We start from the raw sequence: 19,734 nt of genomic DNA, 5'->3' as shown, positions 1-19,734 counted from the left end.
GGAAGGAGCCGGTCGATGACCGAGCACTCACCGGACACCTACGACGTCATCGCCGTGCGCTACGCATCCCGGCAGACCACGCGCAGCCAGGTGTTCCTCAACCATCACCTCTACGGTGAGCCCGACGGCCCCATCGGGATGGACTACTACCTCTGGGTGATCCGCAACCACCGGCGCACCATCGTCGTCGACACCGGGTACAGCGTCGCCGGCGGCAGGCACCGCGGCCGCGGACACCTGATTCATCCGCGTGACGCCCTCGACGCGCTCGAAGTGGACCGCGACGCCGCCACCGTCGTCCTCACCCACGCCCACTACGACCACGCCGGGAACCTCGATTTGTTCCCACATTCCACCGTGCTCACACCTCGATCCGAATTCGACTTCTGGACAAGTGAACTCGCAGGCAGGCTGCAGTTCGCGCACTCTGTGGAAGACGACGAGATCGATCATCTGCGCACCGTCGCCGATCAAGGTCGACTCATCCTTTGCGCGGGTCGCACCGCCATCGCGCCGGGGATCGAGCTGATCGAACTGGGCGGACATTCGCCTGGGCAGGCGATCCTGCTCGTCAACACCGCCGACGGGGTTGTGCTCCTGGCCTCTGACGCCACCCACTACTACGAGGAACTCGACAGGGACATGCCATTCCTCGTGGTCGCCGACCTGGCGGCGATGTACGCCGGATTCGACACCATGAAGCGGCTGGCGCAGGAGTACGACGCAACCCTCGTCCCCGGACACGATCCCGAGGTGATGACGCGCTTCCAAAGCCACCCCGACGCCGACTTCGCCGTCGTTCTCGGCCGAGCCGCTGCCGAAGCCGCGCCGCTGGCGCGTACAACGAAGGGAACCGCCAATGACTGAGACCACGACGACAACAGAGGCACAGCAAACAACCGCTAAGGGTAGCGGGACAAGCACATTCCACACCGTGGGGTTCATCGGATTAGGCAACATGGGAGGACGGATGGCGCGCTGTCTCGTCGCCCGCGACCGACGGGTGATCGGATACGACGCCCGCGCCGGGAGTGCCGCCGATTGTGGCGCCGACCCGGCCGAGTCGGTGACCGCGGTGGTCGAGCAGACCGACGTCATACTGTTGTCGTTGCCGCACAGCCGGATAGTGGAAGCCGTGGTGGAGGGTCCCGACGGCATCCTCGGCAACGCGCGCCCCGGTCAGATCGTCATCGACCTGAGCACCTCCGAACCCGCCTCCACCCGCCGCCTCGCCCGACGGCTGGCAGAGCAGGGGGTGACCCTGCTCGACGCCGGGATCTCCGGTGGTGCCGCTGCAGCCGCCAAGGGTGCGTTGACACTGATGGTCGGCGGCCCGGCCGAGACCCTGGACTCCGTGACCCCGGTACTGGACGCCTTCTCCAGCAAGGTCTTCCACTGCGGCCCGGTGGGCGCGGGGCACACCGCGAAGCTGCTCAACAATTTTCTCAACGCGATCTCGCTGTCGGCCACCGCCGAGGTGATGGTCGCCGGCAAAAAGGCCGGGTTGGACCTGGCGGTGCTGCTGGAGGTTTTCAACAGCAGTTCCGGCGTCAACTTCGCGACCCTCAACCGATTCCCGTCCATCATCCGCGGCGACTACCTGGAAGGCGGGCTGACGAACGCCCTGATGATGAAAGACGTACTGGCCTACGTCGACTTGACCACGGAACTCGGTGTGGCAAGCCCCAACTCGGCCGCGCCGCTGGCGGCGTTCGGTCTCGCCAATCAGCTCGGCTACACCGAGCGCATCAGCAACACGGTGGTCGACGCGATCGGAGACATCTCCGGTCATGTCCGCCTCCACGACTCCGACGAGGACGCCCGATGAAACTCATCCATGGAATCGATCAGTCCGGTACCGCAGGCAAGACCGGCTCCCGTTTCGACGGGGTGGTGCACAACTACCTGACGATGCCGTCAACAGATGGCGTCACCATCAATACGGTCAGCTTCACCCCCGGCGCCCGCACCTTCTGGCACGAGCACGAGAACGGTCAGATCCTGCAGGTGCTCGCCGGTGAGGGACTCGTGGGCACCGAAACGCAGGTGCGTGTTCTCAAGGCTGGTGACACCGTCTGGTGTCCGCCGGGTGAAAAGCATTGGCACGGCGCGGCCAAAGGGTCATTCATGACCCACACCGCGATCTCTCTAGGCACCACCTCCTGGGGGGACCCGGTCCCCGACGACGACTACCAGAATGCGGGTCTGTTCGTCCACAACGCACAGACCGCCACCTCCTCCGACACTGCCCAGCCGGGGGTGAACCGATGAGAACGGCGGCGACCGGCACCCCTGTGGCCGTGATCGGCCTGGGCAACATGGGTGCCCCGATGGCCGCACGCCTCATCGACGCCGACTATCCGGTGTCGGGTTTCGACGTCGACGAGGCAGCCCGGGCGCGCCTGGTCAGCCGCGGCGGCCTGCCCGCGGACACCGCCGCCGAGGCGAGCCGCGCCGCACGAGTGGTGATCCTCATGCTGCCCAACTCGCGGATCGTGGAATCGGTACTCGCGGAACTACTTTCGGCCGATGCCCTGGCCAGCGGCGACATCGTCGTCGACATGAGTTCGTCGGATCCCACCTCCACCCGCGCCCTGGCCGGCCGGCTGGACGAGCGCGGGGTCCTCCTGGTCGACGCCCCGGTGTCCGGTGGGGTGCGGGGTGCCGTCGGCGGCACCCTCACCATCATGGTTGGCGGCGACGACGATGCGTTCGCTCAGGTCCGCCCCATCCTGGAAACGCTGGGCACCCCACGACTGGGTGGCGGAGTGGGTGCAGGACACGCGATCAAGGCGATCAACAATCTGTTGTCGGCCACCCATCTGCTGGCCACCGCCGAGGCGGTCACCGCGGGCGAGCGTTTCGGGCTCGACCCCGCAGTGCTGACCCAGTTGCTCAACACCTCAAGCGGGCGCAGCGGATCCACCGACAACAAGTTCCCGAACTTCATCCTGCCCGGCACCTTCGATTCGGGGTTCGCCCTCTCGCTGATGCTCAAGGACATGAGGATCGCCACTGATTTGGCGGCTCAACTGGGTGCGCCGACCAAGCTCGGCGAGTACGCGGTAGCACTGTGGGAGAAGGCGTCCATCGACCTCGATGCCGGCGCCGACCACACTGAGATCGCCCGTTGGGTGGATTCCTCGGCTTCTGCCCCAACGTCAGAAACTCCGAGGACAGTAACCGCGACCGCCGAAGCCGATGCCGCCGCCGCGGATACCGAAGGCGAATCACCAGACCGGGATCGGGTGAAGCAGGCCGTCGTCGATATGCACCAGACGTGGGACGATTCCTGGCAAGCGATCTTGGATCTGCGACCGGAATTGCTGGCGGCCTATGTCGATCTCGCCGCGGTCCCGTGGCGCAAGAACCACCTGGACCCCAAGACCAAGGAACTGATCTATCTCGCGGTGGATGCTGCGGCCACCCATCTGCACGAACCCGGTGTGCGCCAACATATCCGGGCCGCATTCGAGCATGGTGCCACCACCGCGGAGATCATCGAGACGATAGAGCTGACCACCACCCTCGGCATCCACGCGATGAACATCGGGGTGCCGCTTCTGGTGGAAGTGCTCACAGAAGAGGGGCTGCGGGACGGCCCAGCGGAATTGTCCGCCGCCCAGAGGGATCTGCAACGGCGCTTCACCGACGAACGCGGCTACTGGCATCCGTTCTGGGAGGAGATGCTGGAACTCGACCCCGAGATGTTCGAGGCGTACACAGAGTTTTCCGCGCTCCCGTGGCGTACCGGCACCCTGACGCCGAAGGTCAAGGAGCTGATCTACATCGCCTTCGACGCTGCCGCGACGCATCTCTACGTTCCCGGCTGGAAGCTGCACATCCGCAACGCCATCGGGTACGGGGCCACGACCGGGGAGATCCTGGAGGTCATGGAGATCTCCAGCGCTATGGGATTCCAGGCCGCCACTACAGCCTTCCCGATTCTTGCCGAGGAACTCCGGCGCGCCACCCCGGGCAACTCCCCCACGGCGACCGCCCCGAGTTCCGGCACCGCCACTCCTGAGATGACGAGTACCGAAAGCGAGCAGACCGCATGAGCATGAACGGATTGAGCGGCAAGGTCGCCGTGGTGACCGGCGCCGCGGGCGGGTTGGGCCGTGCCGCCGCGACCCGTCTGGCCGATGAAGGAGTCCACGTGGTGGCCGTCGATCTGGATGGCGCGGCCGCCACCGAGGTGGCGGACCGGCTGTCCACGCCCGCAGTGGGTGTGGGCGCAGATGTGTCGGCAGAGGACGGAGTAAACAAGTACATGACGGCCGCGGTGGACCGATTCGGCACCGTTGACTTCCACTTCCTCAACGCGGGCATCGCCGGATCGGTCGCACCGCTGGTGGAAGTGGAGGCCGCGGAATGGGACACCGTCATGGCGGTGAACCTGCGCGGACCGTTCCTCGGCGTACGGGCGGCGTTCCGGCAGTTCCACGCCACCGGCACCAGCGGCTCCATCGTCATCACCTCGTCGATCGCCGGGCTGCGCGGCAGCAACGATCTGCTCGCGTATACCACCTCCAAGCACGGTGTCATCGGCTTGGTCCACGGCGCTGCTGTCTACGGCGGCCCAATCGGCGTGCGCGTCAACGGTATTGCCCCGGGCATCGTGCCGACCACCATCTTCGGACCGGCCGGCCGTGACGACATGATTCGCCGTGCTGGTACCTCACCCTTGCGGCGCGCGGGCAGGCCCGAGGAGATCGCTGGTTCGGTGGCTTACTTGTTGAGCGACGACGCCACATACATCACCGGCGAGATCCTCTCCGTCGACGGCGGCGCGAACATCCAGAACACCAACCGCAATGCCGGCGGCGCTGGATTGTGGGACATCAGCGTCACCGACGGACCCCTCGTTGAGCGGCACGGGGCGGTCGTGTCGAGCTGAGGCTTTATTGCTCGCGGGTGTGGACGGTCTCGCCGCGCTGTGCGATGTCGTCGCATGTGTGGCGCGCGTGCGTTCGGGCGGCATGCCGATCACAAGTCGAGCACCAGATTCGGGGTGTGCGAGCGCGCCACACAGATCATCGTTCGATCGGTGACCGATTCCCGTTCCGCCGGAGTGAGAATCGAGTCCCGGTGACATGGCACACCGCCGAGAACCTTTGTCTCGCAAGTGCCGCAGACTCCTTCAAGGCACGATGTCGTCGGCTCCACCCCGGCGCGACTCAACACGTCGACAATGGTGTCGTCGGGACCGACGTCGAACGACTCTCCGGTGCTCGCCGTCGTGACTGTGAAACGTGATAGTCCGCGGTCAGCGATGTCGGCAGCGACGAACCGCTCGAGGCACAACCTCAGTCCTGGCCGACTACTGACCATCTCCTGCATCTCGTCCAGGAAACCCGCAGGGCCGCAGGCGTATACGACGTCACCGTCGAGCATCCCGGCAACGAGGGTTCTCAAATCTGGGCGGCCATCGTCCCCGGTCACGTGCGCGCGGATGTGTGCTCCGTGGGCTTGGATCAGCTCGGCCAGGTATGGCATACGTGTGGTCTTCCGACCCACGTAGTCGAGTGTCCACTGCGCGCCCGCTCGGTCTGCCTGTTCGACCATTGGCAGCAGCGGGGTGATCCCGATACCGCCGGCGAGAAACCGATAATGCCGGCCGCTGTCCGTCGAGATGCCCTGCATCTCGAAGTTGTTACGCACCCCGCCGAAGCCCAACACCGTGCCGGGGTGCGCATGACTGTGCAGGTGGCGTGAGCCACCACGCCCCTCGCCGTCGAGTTGTACCAGGATGCGAAACGTCTGCGCGTCGGCATCCGCACTGATGATGGAGTAGTGCCGATCCATGCCGCCGGGAAGCGTCAGCGTCACGTGGGCGCCGGGTGACCAGGCCGGCATCGGGTTCACGGCCAGTTCCAGTTCGATGATGTCCTCCGCCACTTCCCGCCGCGCGGCCACCACAGCGCGAGTCGCGCCCCGGATCTCCACGCGTTCGCTGACGCTGTCCCAAGTCACCGGCAGTTCGTCGATCCCGCGAAAGATCCAACCGCGCGGGGTGCGTTGTTCGGCACCGATCACGTGCAGATCGGGGAATCGCTCGAACAACATCGGCAGGGCAACCTCGCCGATCGCGCATTCCGCCGCCCATCGGCCGGCGCACATGTGGGGGCCACTGCCGAAGGCATAGTGGTTGTCCGTCGCCGACGTGATGTCGAAGTCGTCTGCGGCGTCGAATCGCGACTCGTCGCGGTTGGCCGAGTGGATAGAGACCAGAACCGGGGTGCCTGCCGAAATCGTCACGCCGCCGATTTCAACGTCTCGCGAGGCCATCCGGGCAATGGCGCCGATGGGCGAAACCCACCGCACCAGTTCGGCAAAAGCCCGCGGATACCACTGCTGCGGGTCCGAGGCCGCAAGCCTCGCCTGTTCCGGACGAGTGGCCAGCGCCCACACCGTCCCGGTCAGCGAGTGCTGAGGTTCGTTGACACCGCCGGCGATGCACAATTTCGTGTTACTGCGTAGGACGGCGTCTGGCAGGCCCGCGTGGATGAACGACGAAAGAATCGAGCCGTCCGGGTGTGTGCGCAGTTCCGGGATCATTTCATCGAGTGCCTCGTCGACCTCGCGGTGTACGAGTTCGTTGGCCGCCCATATGTCGGGGTCACCGGCGATGTTAGCTGTTGCAGCGATGAAATTTGCTGACCAGCGCGCAATATCGCGCCAGTCCACGTTGGTCAACCCGACCAGAGACCGCAGGTTGGTCGCTGCCAGCGGCGCAGCGAACTCGGTGTTGAGGTCTGCACCGGGTCCCGCCGCAGCCAGCCGGTCCAGCCACGCGCTGGTGTTGTCGGCAAAGACCGGCCGCCAGTGTTCGCGCACCTGTTTGGTGCGAACCGCGGAGTTCACGGCGTGCCGGGGGCCGCTGTGTTCAGGGTCGTCGCGGCGTAGCATCGACACCCCGACCGCTCGGTCCATCATCGGAAATGGTTCCACCGCAGTGAAATCGGCTCGTGCACGTTCCACCAGCCGGCAATCGTCGAACCTGCTGATCACGCAGTGCCCGGTGGCAGGCACGAAGGCGACCGGAGCCTCTGCACGTAGCCGGGCGTAGAGCGGGAACGGGTCGAGGTACAGATCCTCCCCGGTGATCCAGTCGGCGACGGGCGGTGTGGTGATGATCTGATCGGACATCGTTACCTCGTACTCGGTGTGACACACGTCATTGTGCGTGCCACGGTACGAGCCGAATGTGTGGAAAAGGCGTTGGGCGAGAATACGATTCGTTGATGCGACAGCCTGTTGCACGAACCGGACAGCCGCCGTCAACACCCGAACGGATCAGGTAGTCCGACTCCCTACCGGCGCGGAGCGGCTGCGCCCCAACAGTTCCCGAGCGGTATCGATCGCCTCATCGGTGATGATGTGTTCGTCGCCGGGCGCGATCACGTCGTCGACGTCTGCCCCGGCGAACCGCAATGCCTCGACCGTGGCCTGTACCCGGTGCGGCGGGACGAACGGATCATTTTCTATGCTACGCACGATAATCGGGACGTCTCGCAGCGAACCGGGCTCTCCGCGAACCGGATTGACGCCAACGTATCCTCCGGTGAACAGGATCAGTCCCCCGAGCCTGCGTGGCCGGGTCAGCGCGTGATGCGCGAGGAGGCAGGCCCCCTGCGAAAAGCCCCAGCAGACAATGTCTTCGACGCACGTCCCATCGGCTATCAGATCGTCGAGCCGAGCGTCGACGGTGTCGAGTGCGCAGTCGAGTGCGGGCTGATTCTCCGTCAGCGGTTCAAGGAACGGCTTCGGGTACCAGCAGTCATCGGCTGCACGGGGCGCGACGAAACGGACTCGGTCGAGCCCGAACCGCGCCGACTGCTCGACCATGAAGGTAGGGTTCTGGCCCCGGCCATGGATGGCCAACACCGTGATCGCAGCGCTACTCCCGTCGGCACCCCATTCGGTCACAGGTTGTGCAAGGTGCGGATTGGTCGACGACATCGAACCTCCTCAGAGTGCGGACCTGCCCGTTGCGGCCGGTTCTCCGGTCAGAGTAGGGCGACTAGAGGCAGGCACCTGTGTCGAATTCGTGCTCTCGGGTGTCGTAGGCGTGCACGACCGCTTGCTCACCCCGCGCCGAACCCGCACACCCATGCCCTCGGACGGCTGGTCAGGTCACAGCTCGCGGTGCGCTTGCATCCGATACGCCGCCGGCGTGATCCCGAACCGCTCCTTGAAAAGATTGCCGAAATGCGACGGATTGGCGAACCCACACCGCCCGGCAACAGCGGCCACCGGAACGTCGATCATGCCGGGGTCGACGAGTTCGCGTCGCGCCTTCTCCAGTCTCCGGGACCGAATACGTTCTGCGGCAGTCTGTTCGGTTCCGCGGAAGATGTTGTGCACATGCCGGACCGACACGTAATGCGCCGCGGCAAGCTGCGAGACATCAAGTTCGGGGTCGTGCAGATGATCTTCGATGTAGGCGTAGACCTGCTGCCGGAGCCGGGTCACCGGGTCGATCTGCACCGGAGTCTCACCGGCCTCGTGCAGCACGAGGGTGACCGCGAGATCCACCGCACTGCGCAGCGCGCGAGCCTGCTGCGCCGGGGTCAGTCGGTCGAGACAGTCATTCAGCGAGGTCAGTAGAGCGGCGAGCGCGGGCGAGAGTCCGCGGTCGGGGCCCACCGGCCGAGCCTGCACCTCCCGCAGCTGGTCAGTGGGGATGTCGATTGCGTTGGCCGGCAAGGTCAGGCACAAGCTGCGGTACCCGTCGCCGCTGGCCACAACCCCCTGCTGGTCAGCACTGTAGAACCCGATGTCACCAGGCTTGAGCAACACATGCTGATCACCGAGCTCCATGTTCGCCTCACCGCTGAGCTGCAACGACAAGAGGTGGAGCGGGCCGCCGGGCTGTCGGGAACGTGACGGATCATGGGTGGCGACGTGCCGCTCGGCCGACAGCTCGCATAGGGCCATTCCGTCGGCCATATGGACCCTCATGCGGCCGTGGAAGTCGCTACCCGTATCTGCAGACAAATCGAAACGGGTGATCGTCTCGGCAATCGCGGTGCCCCATTCATCCGCACCGAGGATCTGTGTGTGGTCGGGAATCCTGGCGGCACCACCGACGACGCGGGTGGCCGGTTGCAGAAGTCGGTCCGTGAGTTCCACGGCGAGTTCGTCGTTGTTGTTCAACACGCTGATAGTTGTTCCGTCTGGTTGCGGCGTCAGACCACTCCGGGATGGGTGTTCGCGTTCGCAACATCGCTGTGCACACATCCGCGATGGAAGTGATGCCCATCACGAATAGCTTCGAGTGTGACACGAACTCCTGGCCATTGTCACCCGGCACCTCGAGTTGCCGGTCACCATTCCACCCACCTGTGAGGAGCTTTCATGAAGGCTGCAGTTGCTTCCGGGACAGGACAATTCGGCATCCGCGACGTTACGTTACGTGAGCCCAGTGCCGACGAGGTCTTGGTCCGGCTCGACGCCGCGGCCATGTGCATCACCGACACCTTGAGCCTCGATGGCCACGGGCTCACACCGTTCCCCCTGATTCCCGGACACAGCGCTACCGGCGTCGTGGAACAGGCCGGTACCGGGGTGCGCAGAGTGCGAGAGGGCGACCAGGTCATAGTCGTCGGTTCGGCCCAGTGTGGAAATTGCTACTACTGCGTCCGCCACAGTCCTGGCGCTTGCGAGCAGATTCTCGGCGGCATGGTCCGCCCCATCGGGGTGGACGAAACGGGCGTCACTGTCCACGCCGACGGTGGAGTCGCCACACTCGCAGAACAGATGATCTACCGCGAGAGCAACGTCGTGGCGGTACAGAGTGACTCGCCGCCCGAGCATCTCGCGATGCTGGGCTGCGGCATCGTGTCCGGTCTGGGTGCCGTGATCGAGGTAGCACAGGTGCAGCCCGGCGACTCAGTCGCCGTGGTCGGATGCGGCCACCTCGGACTCTGGATGATTCAGGCGGCGCGTTTGGCCGGAGCCGGCACCGTGTTCGCGGTGGAGCCGACAGAGTCTCGGCGTCTCTTGGCTGGCCGACTCGGCGCCGACGTCACGATCGACCCAGCCGACGGCAATCCAGTTGACGCGGTGAAGGAACTGACGGATGGACGCGGTGTCGACGTCGCGCTGGAGGCCGCAGGCCAGACCGCAGCCATGGAGCAGGCATTCGCGATGACCCGCGGCGGCGGGACCGTGGTGCCCACCGGGATGGAGAGCCTCTCACGACAGGACGATCATGAAGCGATTTGCAGGCAAAGTGGCAGTCATCACCGGCGCCGCGGGCGGAATCGGACGAGCCACCGCCTCTCGACTGGCACACGAGGGCGCCACCGTCATCGCCACTGACATCAATACGACGGACGCCGACCAGATCGAGAAAGAACTCCGCACGTTCGGCGGCCGCGGCAGGTTCGCCACCCTCGACGTCACCGACGAGGACGGCTGGCACGACCTCATCGACGACATTGCGGCCACCGAAGGTGCTCTGCACGGACTCGTGAACAACGCGGGCATCGGCGATCTACGAACCATCGAAGACAGCACCAAGGCCACTTTCGATCACGTGGTGGGCGTCTTGCAGACCGGCGCCTTTCTCGGCATGAAGGCGGCTGGTCCCACACTCAAAGAACATCGCGGCGCAGTAGTCAACGTAAGTTCGATGTTCGGCATTGTCGGCACCGCGGCGGTGTCACCGGCCTATCACGCCGCCAAAGGTGCACTTCGATCGATGAGCAAGGGCACCGCGGTTGCCTGGGCGCCCGAAGGTGTTCGGGTCAACTCCGTGCACCCAGGGTTCATCGACACCCCCATGCTCGGCGGCGCCGACGACGCAGTGTTCGCACCGGTGATCCCGATGGCGCGACTCGGCTCCCCCTCTGAGGTCGCCGCCACCATCGCCTTCCTACTCAGCGACGACGCTTCCTATGTGACCGGCGCTGAGATCGCCTGCGACGGAGGCTATGTGGCGCAGTAGCCCCAGCCACTTCCGCTACTGAAACCCAAACGGTCCTGCCCAACAAAACACTTCCTCTTCTGAAAGGACGCGATTATGCCGATCCCACCCACAGACTTCGCCACCGTCGAGTCGCCCGCTCAACTCACCTTCGCTGAGGCGCTCGCTTCGGTGCGCGAGTTGCAACCGAAGATCCTCGCACAGGCCGCCGAGACCGAGGCCCGCACGTACTACTCCGAAGAGTTGCATCTGGACTTCATGCGGGCAGGGCTCTACAACATGTTGCGCCCGGCTACTTTTGGCGGCTACGAATTCGACGTCGCGGACTACCTGAAGATCGTCCGCGAGATCGCCCGATCGGATATGAGCACCGCCTGGTGCTTCTGCCTCGCGTCAGCACACGTGCTGTGGATGGCGTCGTGGTGGCCGGCCGAGGCGCAGCGCGAGTTCTTCTCGACGCCACACACCGCAGCCGGCGGAACATCTGCGCCTGGCGGCACGATGCGCAAGGCCGATGGCGGCTGGATCATCAACGGCGTCTTCCCCTATGCCTCAGGCGGGCCGTATTCCACACACTTCCTCGGTCACGTCTTCCCCATAGCCGAAGACGGCACCCAGGGTCCGCTGAGCGTGTTCATCGCCCCCCGCTCCCTGTGGGCCGTGCGCGACGACTGGGGTCGCACCCTCGGCCTGAAGGGGTCGGGTTCGCACACCGTGGAGATCGTCGAGGGCTTCGTTCCCGATTCGCACGTGCTGCTCGGCAAGACAATCATCGATATGGACGTCGACGGCGGCACCCCCGGATGGGCGCTGCACAAGAACGCGATGTACAACGGACGCGGACTTTCGACCTTCACGCTGGAACTGGCCAGCCTTGGCGTCGGCGGCGTGCTGGGCGCTTTGGACTCCTACCGCGAGGTGATCACTTCCAAGCGAACCGCTCTGCCTCCCTTCACTTTACGTTCAGAGAATCCGACCTATCAGCTGTGGTTTGCAGACTCCGTCACCCGCCTTCGGGCGGCCGAAGCCTGTCTCGACACCGCAGCCCGAGACTTTATGGAATGCGCCACCCGCTCGGCAAAGGGTGACGGTAGTTTCTCGGCAACCGACGACGCCGGGATCGGCCGATTGGCGTTTGCCGCCCAGACCGATGCCTGGCATGTGCTCGAACACATCCTGATGCGTACGTCGGGCTCCAGCACCCTCGTGAACGGCTCCCGGATGGAACGGATCTGGCGCGACTTCAGCATGCTGCACAGCCATCAGAATTCAATCGTGCAAGACATCACCGCTCCGCTCTACACGGCGGGCTTGCTCGCCGAGCCCTCCTGAATCATCGCCGACTTCGGGTCGTGAATTTCGTTCCGGCCCTTATCGTTTCACCTCGCAAGAGTTGAACACCCTCACAGTTTCACCATTGAAAGGAAATGTCATGGCCTTTGTCGAAGGTTCTCATCACGTCACCCTGTCGGTCGCCGGTGCGCAAGAGGATGTGGACTTCCACGTCAAGACGCTTGGCATGCGCTTCATCAAGCGCACCGTGCTATTCGACGGCTCGCTGCCGATCTATCACCTCTACTACTCAAACGCCAACGGCGATCCGTCGAGCGTCATCACCACGTTCCCGTGGGCGCAGCAGGGACGTTTCGGCAAACCGGGCACCAACCAGGCCCGCGAGGTTCTGCTGTCGGTGCCTGCCGGTTCGTTGGACTACTGGCAGAAGCGACTCACCGAACACGATGTCAAGGACGTCACCAACATCGAAGCCTTCGGGCAGCGTCGTCTCGCCTTCCGGCACCCCTCGGGACTGGAGTACGTGTTCGTCACCAATGAGAACGACGCCCGCGAGGGATACTCCGAAAACGGTGTGCCGCAGGAGTATGCGATCCACGGCATTCACGGCGTCGGAATCCACGTCACCACGCCGGAGCGGATGGTCGACTTCGCAGGCGACGTCTTCTACTCGCAGGGTGACATCACTGAGGACGGCGACCGTGCCGCCTTCCAGGTGGGCAACGAGAAGATCGGCAACTGGGTGGAGCTGACCGCCAATCGCGCCGACGATCAGGGCACCTGGAGCTACGGTGCCGGCACTTATCACCACTTCGCTTGGAACGCATCGACTCTGGAGAACCAGGACGAGCTGAAGTTCGAAATCGAGGGTGCCGGTTACACCGACATCTCCGAGCTCAAGGACCGCAAGTACTTCAAGTCCGTCTATGTACGGTCACCGGGCGGTGCACTGTTCGAGATCGCGGTGACCCACGCCGACGGCGGCTGGGACTGCGATGAGTCGCCTCAGGAGCTGGGGATGCGCTTCCAGCTCCCTTCGCAGTTCGAGGATCGGCGCGACGAGATCTTCAGCAAGCTGGAGCCGATCGAAGGCTGATCAGCGCGATCCATCTCGACCAAGTATCCGCCGGGTCATCGGTTCACAGCCGAGGCCCGGCGTCGGTCGTTGCGGCGAGTTCTCGCGGATGCTTGTGAAATGCGCGCGTGGACACCACGATCGTGTTGCTGCTCCCCCACCAGGACTCGAACCTGGAATGCCTGAACCAAAATCAGAAGTGTTGCCGATTACACCATGGGGGATTACTCGCCTAGAAGTGTGCCACAGGCACGGCAGACGATTGTGCCACAGGGGCGGCGAGCTGGGCGGGGTGGTCTCGACAAGCTCGACCAGCGGCGGTCGGCTCGACCAGCGGTGGTCAGCTCGACCAGCAGTGGTCAACTCGACCGACCAGACCCCGACCTAAATGTGTGTCGAAAGTAAGGATGTGGGTGCTGCAGCGCCCACATCCTCACAAACGACACATATCTACCGAGCGGGGCGGTCTCGACCAGCGGTGGTGAGCTCGACCAGCGAGTGCACGTTCGACCAGCGGGGCCGGCTCGACCAGCGAGTGCACGTTCGACCAGCGGTGGTCAGCTCGACCAGCGGCGGCGAGGTCAGTCCCGCGGGCCGCCGGCGACGTAGATGACCTGGCCGGAGACGAAGCCCGCGCCCTCGGAGGCGAAGAACGAGGCGGTGTGGGCGATGTCCTCGGGCTTGCCGGTGCGGGCGACGGGGATGGCGGAGGCGTTGAGCTTCTTGAACTCCTCGAAGTCCATGCCGACGCGGGCGGCGGTGGCGGCGGTCATGTCGGTCTCGATGAAGCCGGGGGCGATCGCGTTGGCGGTCACGCCGAACTTGCCCAGCTCGATCGCCAGCGTCTTGGTGAAGCCCTGCATGCCTGCCTTGGCTGCCGAGTAGTTGGCCTGGCCGCGGTTGCCCAGCGCGGAGGTCGACGACAGGTTCACGATGCGGCCCCAGCCGGCGTCGACCATGTACTTCTGGCAGGCGCGGCTCATCAGGAAGGCGCCGCGCAGGTGCACGCCCATGACCGCGTCCCAGTCGTCGACGCTCATCTTGAACAGCAGGTTGTCGCGCAGGATGCCCGCGTTGTTCACCAGCACGGTCGGCGCGCCGAGCTCGGCTGCGACCTTCTCGACGGCCGCGTTGACCGATGCCTCGTCGGATACGTCTGCGCCGACGGCGATCGCCTTGCCACCGGCGTCGTTGATCGCCTTGGCGGTGTCGGCGGCGGCCTCTTCGGTGATGTCGAGAACGGCGACGGCCAGGCCGTCGTCGGCGAGGCGCTTGGCCACCGCCGCGCCGATGCCCCGACCCGATCCGGTGACGATTGCTGTCTTCTGAGCACTCATTGCGAACTCCTCCGTTGCGTGTACGTCTCCTGTGACGTGCGTCCCCTCGGTTCTATCAGTCGCCGTTCGGGCGGCCGTCACCACCTGCACCCCGGCCACTACCTGCACTGACGCTTCTGTGCCGTAGACGAGTCAGTAGTATCGGTCCGTCGCCACGCCCGACGCCGTCACTCGGTGCGCGCGGCGCGCAGTCGTCGAATCCCGGAGGTGGACATGACAGAGAAGTCAGCCGCGACAGCCGTGATCGTCCTCGCCGCGGGCGCGGGCACTCGGATGAAATCCAAGACTCCCAAGATCTTGCACACCATCGGTGGACGCTCGCTCGTCGGCCATGTGCTGCATGGCGCAGCAGCGGCATCGCCCGATCAACTCGTCGCCGTCGTGGGCCACGAACGCGAGCGCGTCACTGCGGCCGTCAACGAGATCGCCGCGGAGATCGGCACCGATATCGTTGTGGCCGTTCAGGATTCGCCCGCCGGGACTGGCGACGCCGCCCGCGCGGGTCTCACCGCACTCCCCGACGACTTCACCGGAACGGTGATCATCACCGCCGCCGACATCCCACTCCTCGACGGCCAGACGATCGAGGCCCTCGTCGCCACGCACACCGCGGGAGACGGCGCCGCGGTCACGCTCACCGGCTTCATCGCCGACGAGCCGACCGGATACGGCCGGATCATCCGGACCAACGACGGCTCGGTGCAGGCCATCGTCGAAGAAAAGGACGCAAGCGACGCTCAGCGCGCGATCACCGAGGTCAACGCGGGCATCTACGCCTTCGACGCGCAGGCACTGCGCTCAGCGCTACAGCAACTCTCCACCGACAACGCACAGGGCGAGTTCTATCTGACGGACGTCATCGAGATCGCGCGGACCGCGGGCAAGACCGTCCGGGCGCATGTCGTCGACGATCCGCTGGTCGTCGCGGGCTGCAACGACCGCGCGCAACTGTCCGCGCTCGGTGCCGCGCTCAACGCCGCGACCATCCGTCGCCACCAGCTCGCGGGCGTGACGGTCGTCGATCCAGGCTCGACGTGGATCGACGTCGACGTACGCATCGAGCGCGACGTACGCATCGAGCCGGGCACCCAACTGCACGGTGCCACCCGTATCGCCGAGGATGCCGTCGTCGGTCCCGACACCACGCTCACCGACGTGACGATCGGCCGCGGGGCGTCGGTGATCCGCACGCACGGCTCCGACTCGGTGATCTCCGACGACGCCTCCGTGGGCCCGTTCGCCTTCCTGCGGCCGGGTACCGAATTGGGTGAGCGCGGCAAGATCGGCACCTTCGTCGAGACCAAAAAAGCCACCATCGGTGCAGGTAGCAAGGTTCCGCACCTCACCTACGTCGGTGACGCGACGATCGGCGAGGAGTCGAACATCGGGGCGTCGAGCGTCTTTGTCAACTACGACGGGGTGAACAAGCATCAAACGGTGATCGGGTCGCATTGCCGCACCGGATCGGACAACATGTTCGTCGCTCCGGTGCAGGTCGGTGACGGCGCGTATACCGGGGCAGGTACGGTCATTCGGGACGATGTCCCGCCCGGCGCCCTCGCGGTCTCGTCGGGTCCACAACGCAACATCGACGGTTGGGTACCCCGCAAACGCCCCGACACGGCTGCCGCACGCGCAGCGATCGAGGCAGGCGCGGCCGATACTCAGCCCGAACAGCCCGGCTCCTAGCCACGTGACCCGCTGGCAGAGCCGCCCACCGGCCGACGATCGAGTAGAAGAGTTTTCATGACCTGGACCACCGACAACCAGAAGAACCTGATGCTGTTCTCGGGGCGTGCACACCCCGACCTGGCGCAGGCTGTCGCCGACGAACTCGGCATCAAGCTGACTCCGCAGACCGCGCGGAACTTCGCCAACGGCGAGATCTTCGTTCGCTACGAGGAGTCGGTGCGCGGTTCGGATGCGTTCGTGATCCAGAGCTGCCCCGCCCCGCTCAACGAGTGGGTGATGGAGGCGCTGATCATGATCGACGCGCTCAAGCGCGGCTCGGCCAAGCGCATCAGCGTGATCCTGCCCTTCTACCCGTACGCACGCCAGGACAAGAAGGCCCGCGGTCGTGAACCGATCTCGGCACGCCTCATCGCCGACCTGATGAAGACCGCTGGCGCCGACCGCATCATCTCGGTCGACCTGCACACCGATCAGATCCAGGGCTTCTTCGACGGCCCCGTCGACCACATGCACGCCCAGGGTCAGCTCTCCGACTACGTTCGCGGCAAGTACGGCATCGAGAACCTCGTCGTCGTCTCGCCGGATTCGGGTCGTGTGCGCGTCGCGGAGAAGTGGTCGGATGCGCTCGGTGGCGCCCCCGTCGCGTTCATCCACAAGACCCGCGACCCGCTGGTCGCCAACCAGATCGTCGCGCACCGCGTGGTCGGTGAGGTCGAAGGCCGCACCTGTGTGGTCATCGACGACATGATCGACACCGGCGGCACCATCGTCGGCGCGGTCTCCAAGCTCAAGGAAGCGGGCGCGGGCGACGTCATCATCGCCACGACGCACGCCGTCTTCTCCGATCCGGCCGCCGAGCGCCTCGCCAACTCCGAGGCCGACGAGGTCATCGTGACCGACACGCTCCCGATCCCGCAGGAGAAGCGCTTCGACAAGCTGACCGTGATCTCGATCGCCCCGCTGCTGGCACAGACCATCCGCGAGGTGTTCGAACACGGTTCGGTGACAAGCCTTTTCGACGGCAACGCCTGATACTTCGATGACGACCACCGCCGCCCGACGCGATTGGGCGGCGGTGGTCTCGCTTGGGCTCGGTGTGTTCACCATCACCACCACCGAGATCATGCCCATCGGATTACTCCGTCCGATGGCCACCGACCTCGACGTCTCCGAGGGCACCATCGGCCTCACGGTCACGTTCTTCGCGTTCGTGGCCGCGGTCAGTGCACCCACCCTCTCCACGGCGACTCGACGCCTCGATCGCCGTCCGATCCTGCTCTGCGTCATGGCCGCATTCGTCGTCGGCAACACGCTCACCGCCCTCGCCGTGAACTACGCGATGCTGGTGGCGGTCCGCATGTCGATCGGCGTCGCCCTCGGGTTGATGTGGGCGATCGTCGCGGCCACCGCGGTGCGCCTGGTCCCACCGAACGCCGCCGTCCGCGCGACCACGATCGCGTTCTCAGGGGTGTCGCTGGCGTCGGTGCTCGGCATGCCCGTCGGCACCGTGATCGGGCAGGCATTCGGCTGGCGGGCCGCCTACTGGACGCTTGCCGGACTGAGTCTGGTGAGCCTCGTCGCGCTGACAGTGCTGCTCCGATCGGTCCCCGGCGACAGCGAGACCATCGGCCTGCGCGGTCTGCCCAGGTTGCTCCGCATGCGCGACCTCCGGACGACGCTGATCGTCACCGCGCTCCTCATCACCGGCGCGTACGCCGCCTACACCTACGTCACCCCGTTCATCGTCGAGATCCTCGGAATCGACGCCGACCTAATCGGTGTCGTTCTGCTGGTGATGGGCGTGGCAGGGGTCGCGGGCAACTTCACGGCCGGGGCGTTCCTGACCCGGACGCAGTCGGTGCGTTGGTCGTTGGCGGCGATCATCGCGGTCCTCGCGGGTGCACTGATACTCACGCCCGTCGCGAGTCTGTGGCTTCCCGCGGCACTCGTCGGACTCCTCGTCTGGGCCGCCGGATACGCCGCTGCCCCCATCGGCCTGCAGACGACGGTGTTCCGCGTGGCACCCGCCTACCGGGAGTCCGCGACGACGCTCTACTCCACGACGTTCAACTTCTCGATCGGCGTCGGCGCTCTGATCGGCGCACTGGCGATCGAGCACGGCGGCGCGCTGGCACCCGTCGTCGTCGGAGCCGTGTGCGCGGTCGTCGCCCTGGCCGTCGCCCTCACGCTCCCCCGGCGCATCACACCCGACGACGCCGCCGCAGAGTCTGGGTAGTTGGCGCTTGGGTAGTGTCACCCTCATGGCTGCTGCGAGCGACAAAGCGACGATCTATCACAACCCCAAATGCTCGACGTCGCGCAAAGCGCTGCAACGCCTCCGCGACGAGGGTGTCGAGCCGACGATCGTGAAGTACGTCGACGAGCCGTACACCCGCGCACAACTCGAGAAGCTCATCGCCGATGCCGGTATCACCGTTCGTCAGGCCGCGCGCAAGCGCGAAGCGCTCTACAAGGAACTGAACCTCGACGCCGCGTCGGACGAGAAACTGCTCGACGAGATGGTGGCGCACCCGATCCTCGTCGAACGTCCGTTTGTGGTGACCGACAAGGGAACTCGCCTCGGCCGCCCACTCGACAAGCTCGACGAGATTCTGTAGTCGGCCGGACTCACACGGCCACTCAGAACAGCAGCGGCCCGACGGCGTTCGCGAGTCCGCGCGCGGCGTCGGTGAGTGAGCAGATCGCCTCGAGTCTGCTCGATACCCCGCCGATCATCACCGCCCCGCGCACAGCGCCGGTGACGTCGTAGATCGGCACGGCGAGGTGGGCGTGGGCCACGACGAGTTCGCCGTCGTCGCGCGCAACGTCGGTGCGTCGGATCTCGGCGATCTGCTCCTCCAGACGCGCCGGGTCGATGATCGTGGCGGGCGTGACCGGCAGCAACGGCATCTCCAGCGCGTCGCGCCACTGCGACAACGACGCCAGCAGCAGTTTGCCCGCGGCAGATGCGTGCAGGTACCGCATGAGTTCACCCACCCCGTCGAGCGGATGGTCGGGATCGGCGTCGAGGACGCGCACCGAGGCGGGGCGAAAGTAGAGCAGATGCACGGCGAACCGCACCGATCCGCGAAACTCGTCGATCAGCTCCGCGGCACGCGCCGGGACCGGAGGCGTGACCACTCCGTCGACGAACGACGCGAGACGGGTGCCGATCGCGAAGCCGCGCAGGTCGGCTGTCCGCACCAGGAACTCGTCGGCGACGAGACTGTTGAGCAGCCGATACGTGCTCGCCGAGGGTAGGTCGAGCCGATCGGCGATGTCGCGGGCCGTCGTACCGATTCCGAGGTCGGCAACGGTCTCGATGATCTGCAGGGCGCGCACCACCGAATCCGACCGCGGCGCACGGCCTATCGCCATGTCGCCCCCTCACCGCAGCGTCC

Annotated in this window: 18 protein-coding genes and 1 tRNA gene; 13 read left to right on the top strand and 6 right to left on the bottom strand. The window is 65.5% G+C overall.

Annotated elements, in window-relative coordinates:
• Window positions 1–15: 15 nt before the first annotated feature.
• From RND64_RS06145 to RND64_RS06125, 5 genes are read left to right on the top strand one after another with little or no spacing between them, the layout of a single operon-like run.
• Window positions 16–867: an N-acyl homoserine lactonase family protein gene (locus tag RND64_RS06145; protein WP_270483117.1), complete on the top strand. Its 852-nt coding sequence runs from the start codon at window positions 16–18 to the stop codon at window positions 865–867.
• Window positions 860–1,828: an NAD(P)-dependent oxidoreductase gene (locus RND64_RS06140; protein ID WP_270483118.1), complete on the top strand. Its 969-nt coding sequence runs from the start codon at window positions 860–862 to the stop codon at window positions 1,826–1,828. The genes RND64_RS06145 and RND64_RS06140 overlap by 8 nt, the downstream gene beginning before the upstream one ends.
• Complete coding sequence (locus RND64_RS06135) at window positions 1,825–2,271, top strand: cupin domain-containing protein (protein WP_270483120.1); 447 nt, start codon at window positions 1,825–1,827, stop codon at window positions 2,269–2,271. The genes RND64_RS06140 and RND64_RS06135 overlap by 4 nt, the downstream gene beginning before the upstream one ends.
• Entirely contained in the window at window positions 2,268–4,061 is a 1,794-nt protein-coding gene (locus RND64_RS06130; protein ID WP_270483122.1) for an NAD(P)-binding domain-containing protein, read from the top strand. The genes RND64_RS06135 and RND64_RS06130 overlap by 4 nt, the downstream gene beginning before the upstream one ends.
• 2 nt (window positions 4,062–4,063) lie before the next feature.
• Entirely contained in the window at window positions 4,064–4,900 is an 837-nt protein-coding gene (locus RND64_RS06125; RefSeq protein WP_270483550.1) for an SDR family NAD(P)-dependent oxidoreductase, read from the top strand.
• A gap of 89 nt (window positions 4,901–4,989) precedes the next feature.
• Here the strand turns inward: RND64_RS06125 and RND64_RS06120 are convergent, their stop codons facing one another.
• The 3 genes from RND64_RS06120 to RND64_RS06110 all read right to left on the bottom strand — a co-directional run bounded on the left by RND64_RS06120 (window position 4,990) and on the right by RND64_RS06110 (window position 9,165).
• The gene (locus RND64_RS06120) at window positions 4,990–7,152 is read right to left on the bottom strand and encodes a cytochrome P450/oxidoreductase (RefSeq protein WP_270483124.1); all 2,163 of its coding nucleotides are present in this window, start codon (window positions 7,150–7,152) and stop codon (window positions 4,990–4,992) included.
• A gap of 147 nt (window positions 7,153–7,299) precedes the next feature.
• Window positions 7,300–7,965, bottom strand: coding sequence for an alpha/beta hydrolase (locus tag RND64_RS06115; RefSeq protein WP_270483126.1), 666 nt, complete (start codon window positions 7,963–7,965; stop codon window positions 7,300–7,302).
• Window positions 7,966–8,139: 174 nt separating this feature from the next.
• Window positions 8,140–9,165, bottom strand: a complete 1,026-nt coding sequence (locus tag RND64_RS06110; RefSeq protein ID WP_270483127.1) for an AraC family transcriptional regulator — start codon at window positions 9,163–9,165, stop codon at window positions 8,140–8,142.
• 198 nt (window positions 9,166–9,363) lie between these two features.
• Here RND64_RS06110 and RND64_RS06105 point away from each other — a divergent pair, with 198 nt between their 5' ends.
• The 4 genes from RND64_RS06105 (at window position 9,364) to RND64_RS06090 (ending at window position 13,325) form a co-directional block, all read left to right on the top strand.
• Window positions 9,364–10,329, top strand: coding sequence for a zinc-binding dehydrogenase (locus RND64_RS06105; protein WP_331436501.1), 966 nt, complete (start codon window positions 9,364–9,366; stop codon window positions 10,327–10,329).
• Complete coding sequence (locus RND64_RS06100; RefSeq protein ID WP_331436500.1) at window positions 10,241–10,957, top strand: SDR family NAD(P)-dependent oxidoreductase; 717 nt, start codon at window positions 10,241–10,243, stop codon at window positions 10,955–10,957. The genes RND64_RS06105 and RND64_RS06100 overlap by 89 nt, the downstream gene beginning before the upstream one ends.
• Before the next feature lie 75 nt (window positions 10,958–11,032).
• A complete protein-coding gene (locus RND64_RS06095) occupies window positions 11,033–12,268 on the top strand; it encodes an acyl-CoA dehydrogenase family protein (RefSeq protein ID WP_331436499.1) in 1,236 nt (411 codons plus the stop codon).
• Between the two features lie 100 nt (window positions 12,269–12,368).
• Window positions 12,369–13,325, top strand: a complete 957-nt coding sequence (locus tag RND64_RS06090; protein WP_331436498.1) for a ring-cleaving dioxygenase — start codon at window positions 12,369–12,371, stop codon at window positions 13,323–13,325.
• A 131-nt stretch (window positions 13,326–13,456) separates the two neighbouring features.
• Here RND64_RS06090 and RND64_RS06085 read toward each other — a convergent pair.
• Window positions 13,457–13,528: transfer RNA gene (locus RND64_RS06085), tRNA-Gln, on the bottom strand.
• Window positions 13,529–13,885: 357 nt separating this feature from the next.
• The gene (locus RND64_RS06080; RefSeq protein WP_049698121.1) at window positions 13,886–14,641 is read right to left on the bottom strand and encodes an SDR family oxidoreductase; all 756 of its coding nucleotides are present in this window, start codon (window positions 14,639–14,641) and stop codon (window positions 13,886–13,888) included.
• Between the two features lie 213 nt (window positions 14,642–14,854).
• Between RND64_RS06080 and glmU the strand changes: the two genes are divergently transcribed.
• Genes glmU through arsC form a run of 4 tightly spaced genes read left to right on the top strand, consistent with a single transcriptional unit; the run spans window position 14,855 to window position 18,951 of the window.
• Window positions 14,855–16,330, top strand: coding sequence for a bifunctional UDP-N-acetylglucosamine diphosphorylase/glucosamine-1-phosphate N-acetyltransferase GlmU (glmU, locus tag RND64_RS06075; RefSeq protein WP_331436497.1), 1,476 nt, complete (start codon window positions 14,855–14,857; stop codon window positions 16,328–16,330).
• Window positions 16,331–16,387: 57 nt separating this feature from the next.
• Window positions 16,388–17,365, top strand: coding sequence for a ribose-phosphate diphosphokinase (locus tag RND64_RS06070; protein ID WP_049697995.1), 978 nt, complete (start codon window positions 16,388–16,390; stop codon window positions 17,363–17,365).
• 7 nt (window positions 17,366–17,372) lie between these two features.
• Window positions 17,373–18,569 (top strand): MFS transporter, encoded by a 1,197-nt coding sequence (locus tag RND64_RS06065; RefSeq protein WP_331436496.1) that lies wholly within the window; start codon window positions 17,373–17,375, stop codon window positions 18,567–18,569.
• 25 nt (window positions 18,570–18,594) lie between these two features.
• On the top strand, window positions 18,595–18,951 hold the full coding sequence (gene arsC / locus RND64_RS06060) for an arsenate reductase (glutaredoxin) (RefSeq protein WP_331436495.1): 357 nt from the start codon (window positions 18,595–18,597) through the stop codon (window positions 18,949–18,951).
• A 22-nt stretch (window positions 18,952–18,973) separates the two neighbouring features.
• Here arsC and RND64_RS06055 read toward each other — a convergent pair whose 3' ends face one another.
• Window positions 18,974–19,711: an IclR family transcriptional regulator gene (locus RND64_RS06055; RefSeq protein ID WP_064869444.1), complete on the bottom strand. Its 738-nt coding sequence runs from the start codon at window positions 19,709–19,711 to the stop codon at window positions 18,974–18,976.
• Window positions 19,712–19,734 lie beyond the last annotated feature (23 nt).

It is taken from the genome of Gordonia sp. w5E2 (assembly GCF_036540975.1).
Lineage (GTDB): Bacteria > Actinomycetota > Actinomycetes > Mycobacteriales > Mycobacteriaceae > Gordonia > Gordonia jacobaea.
This window is presented reverse-complemented; position numbering and strand designations above follow the sequence as displayed.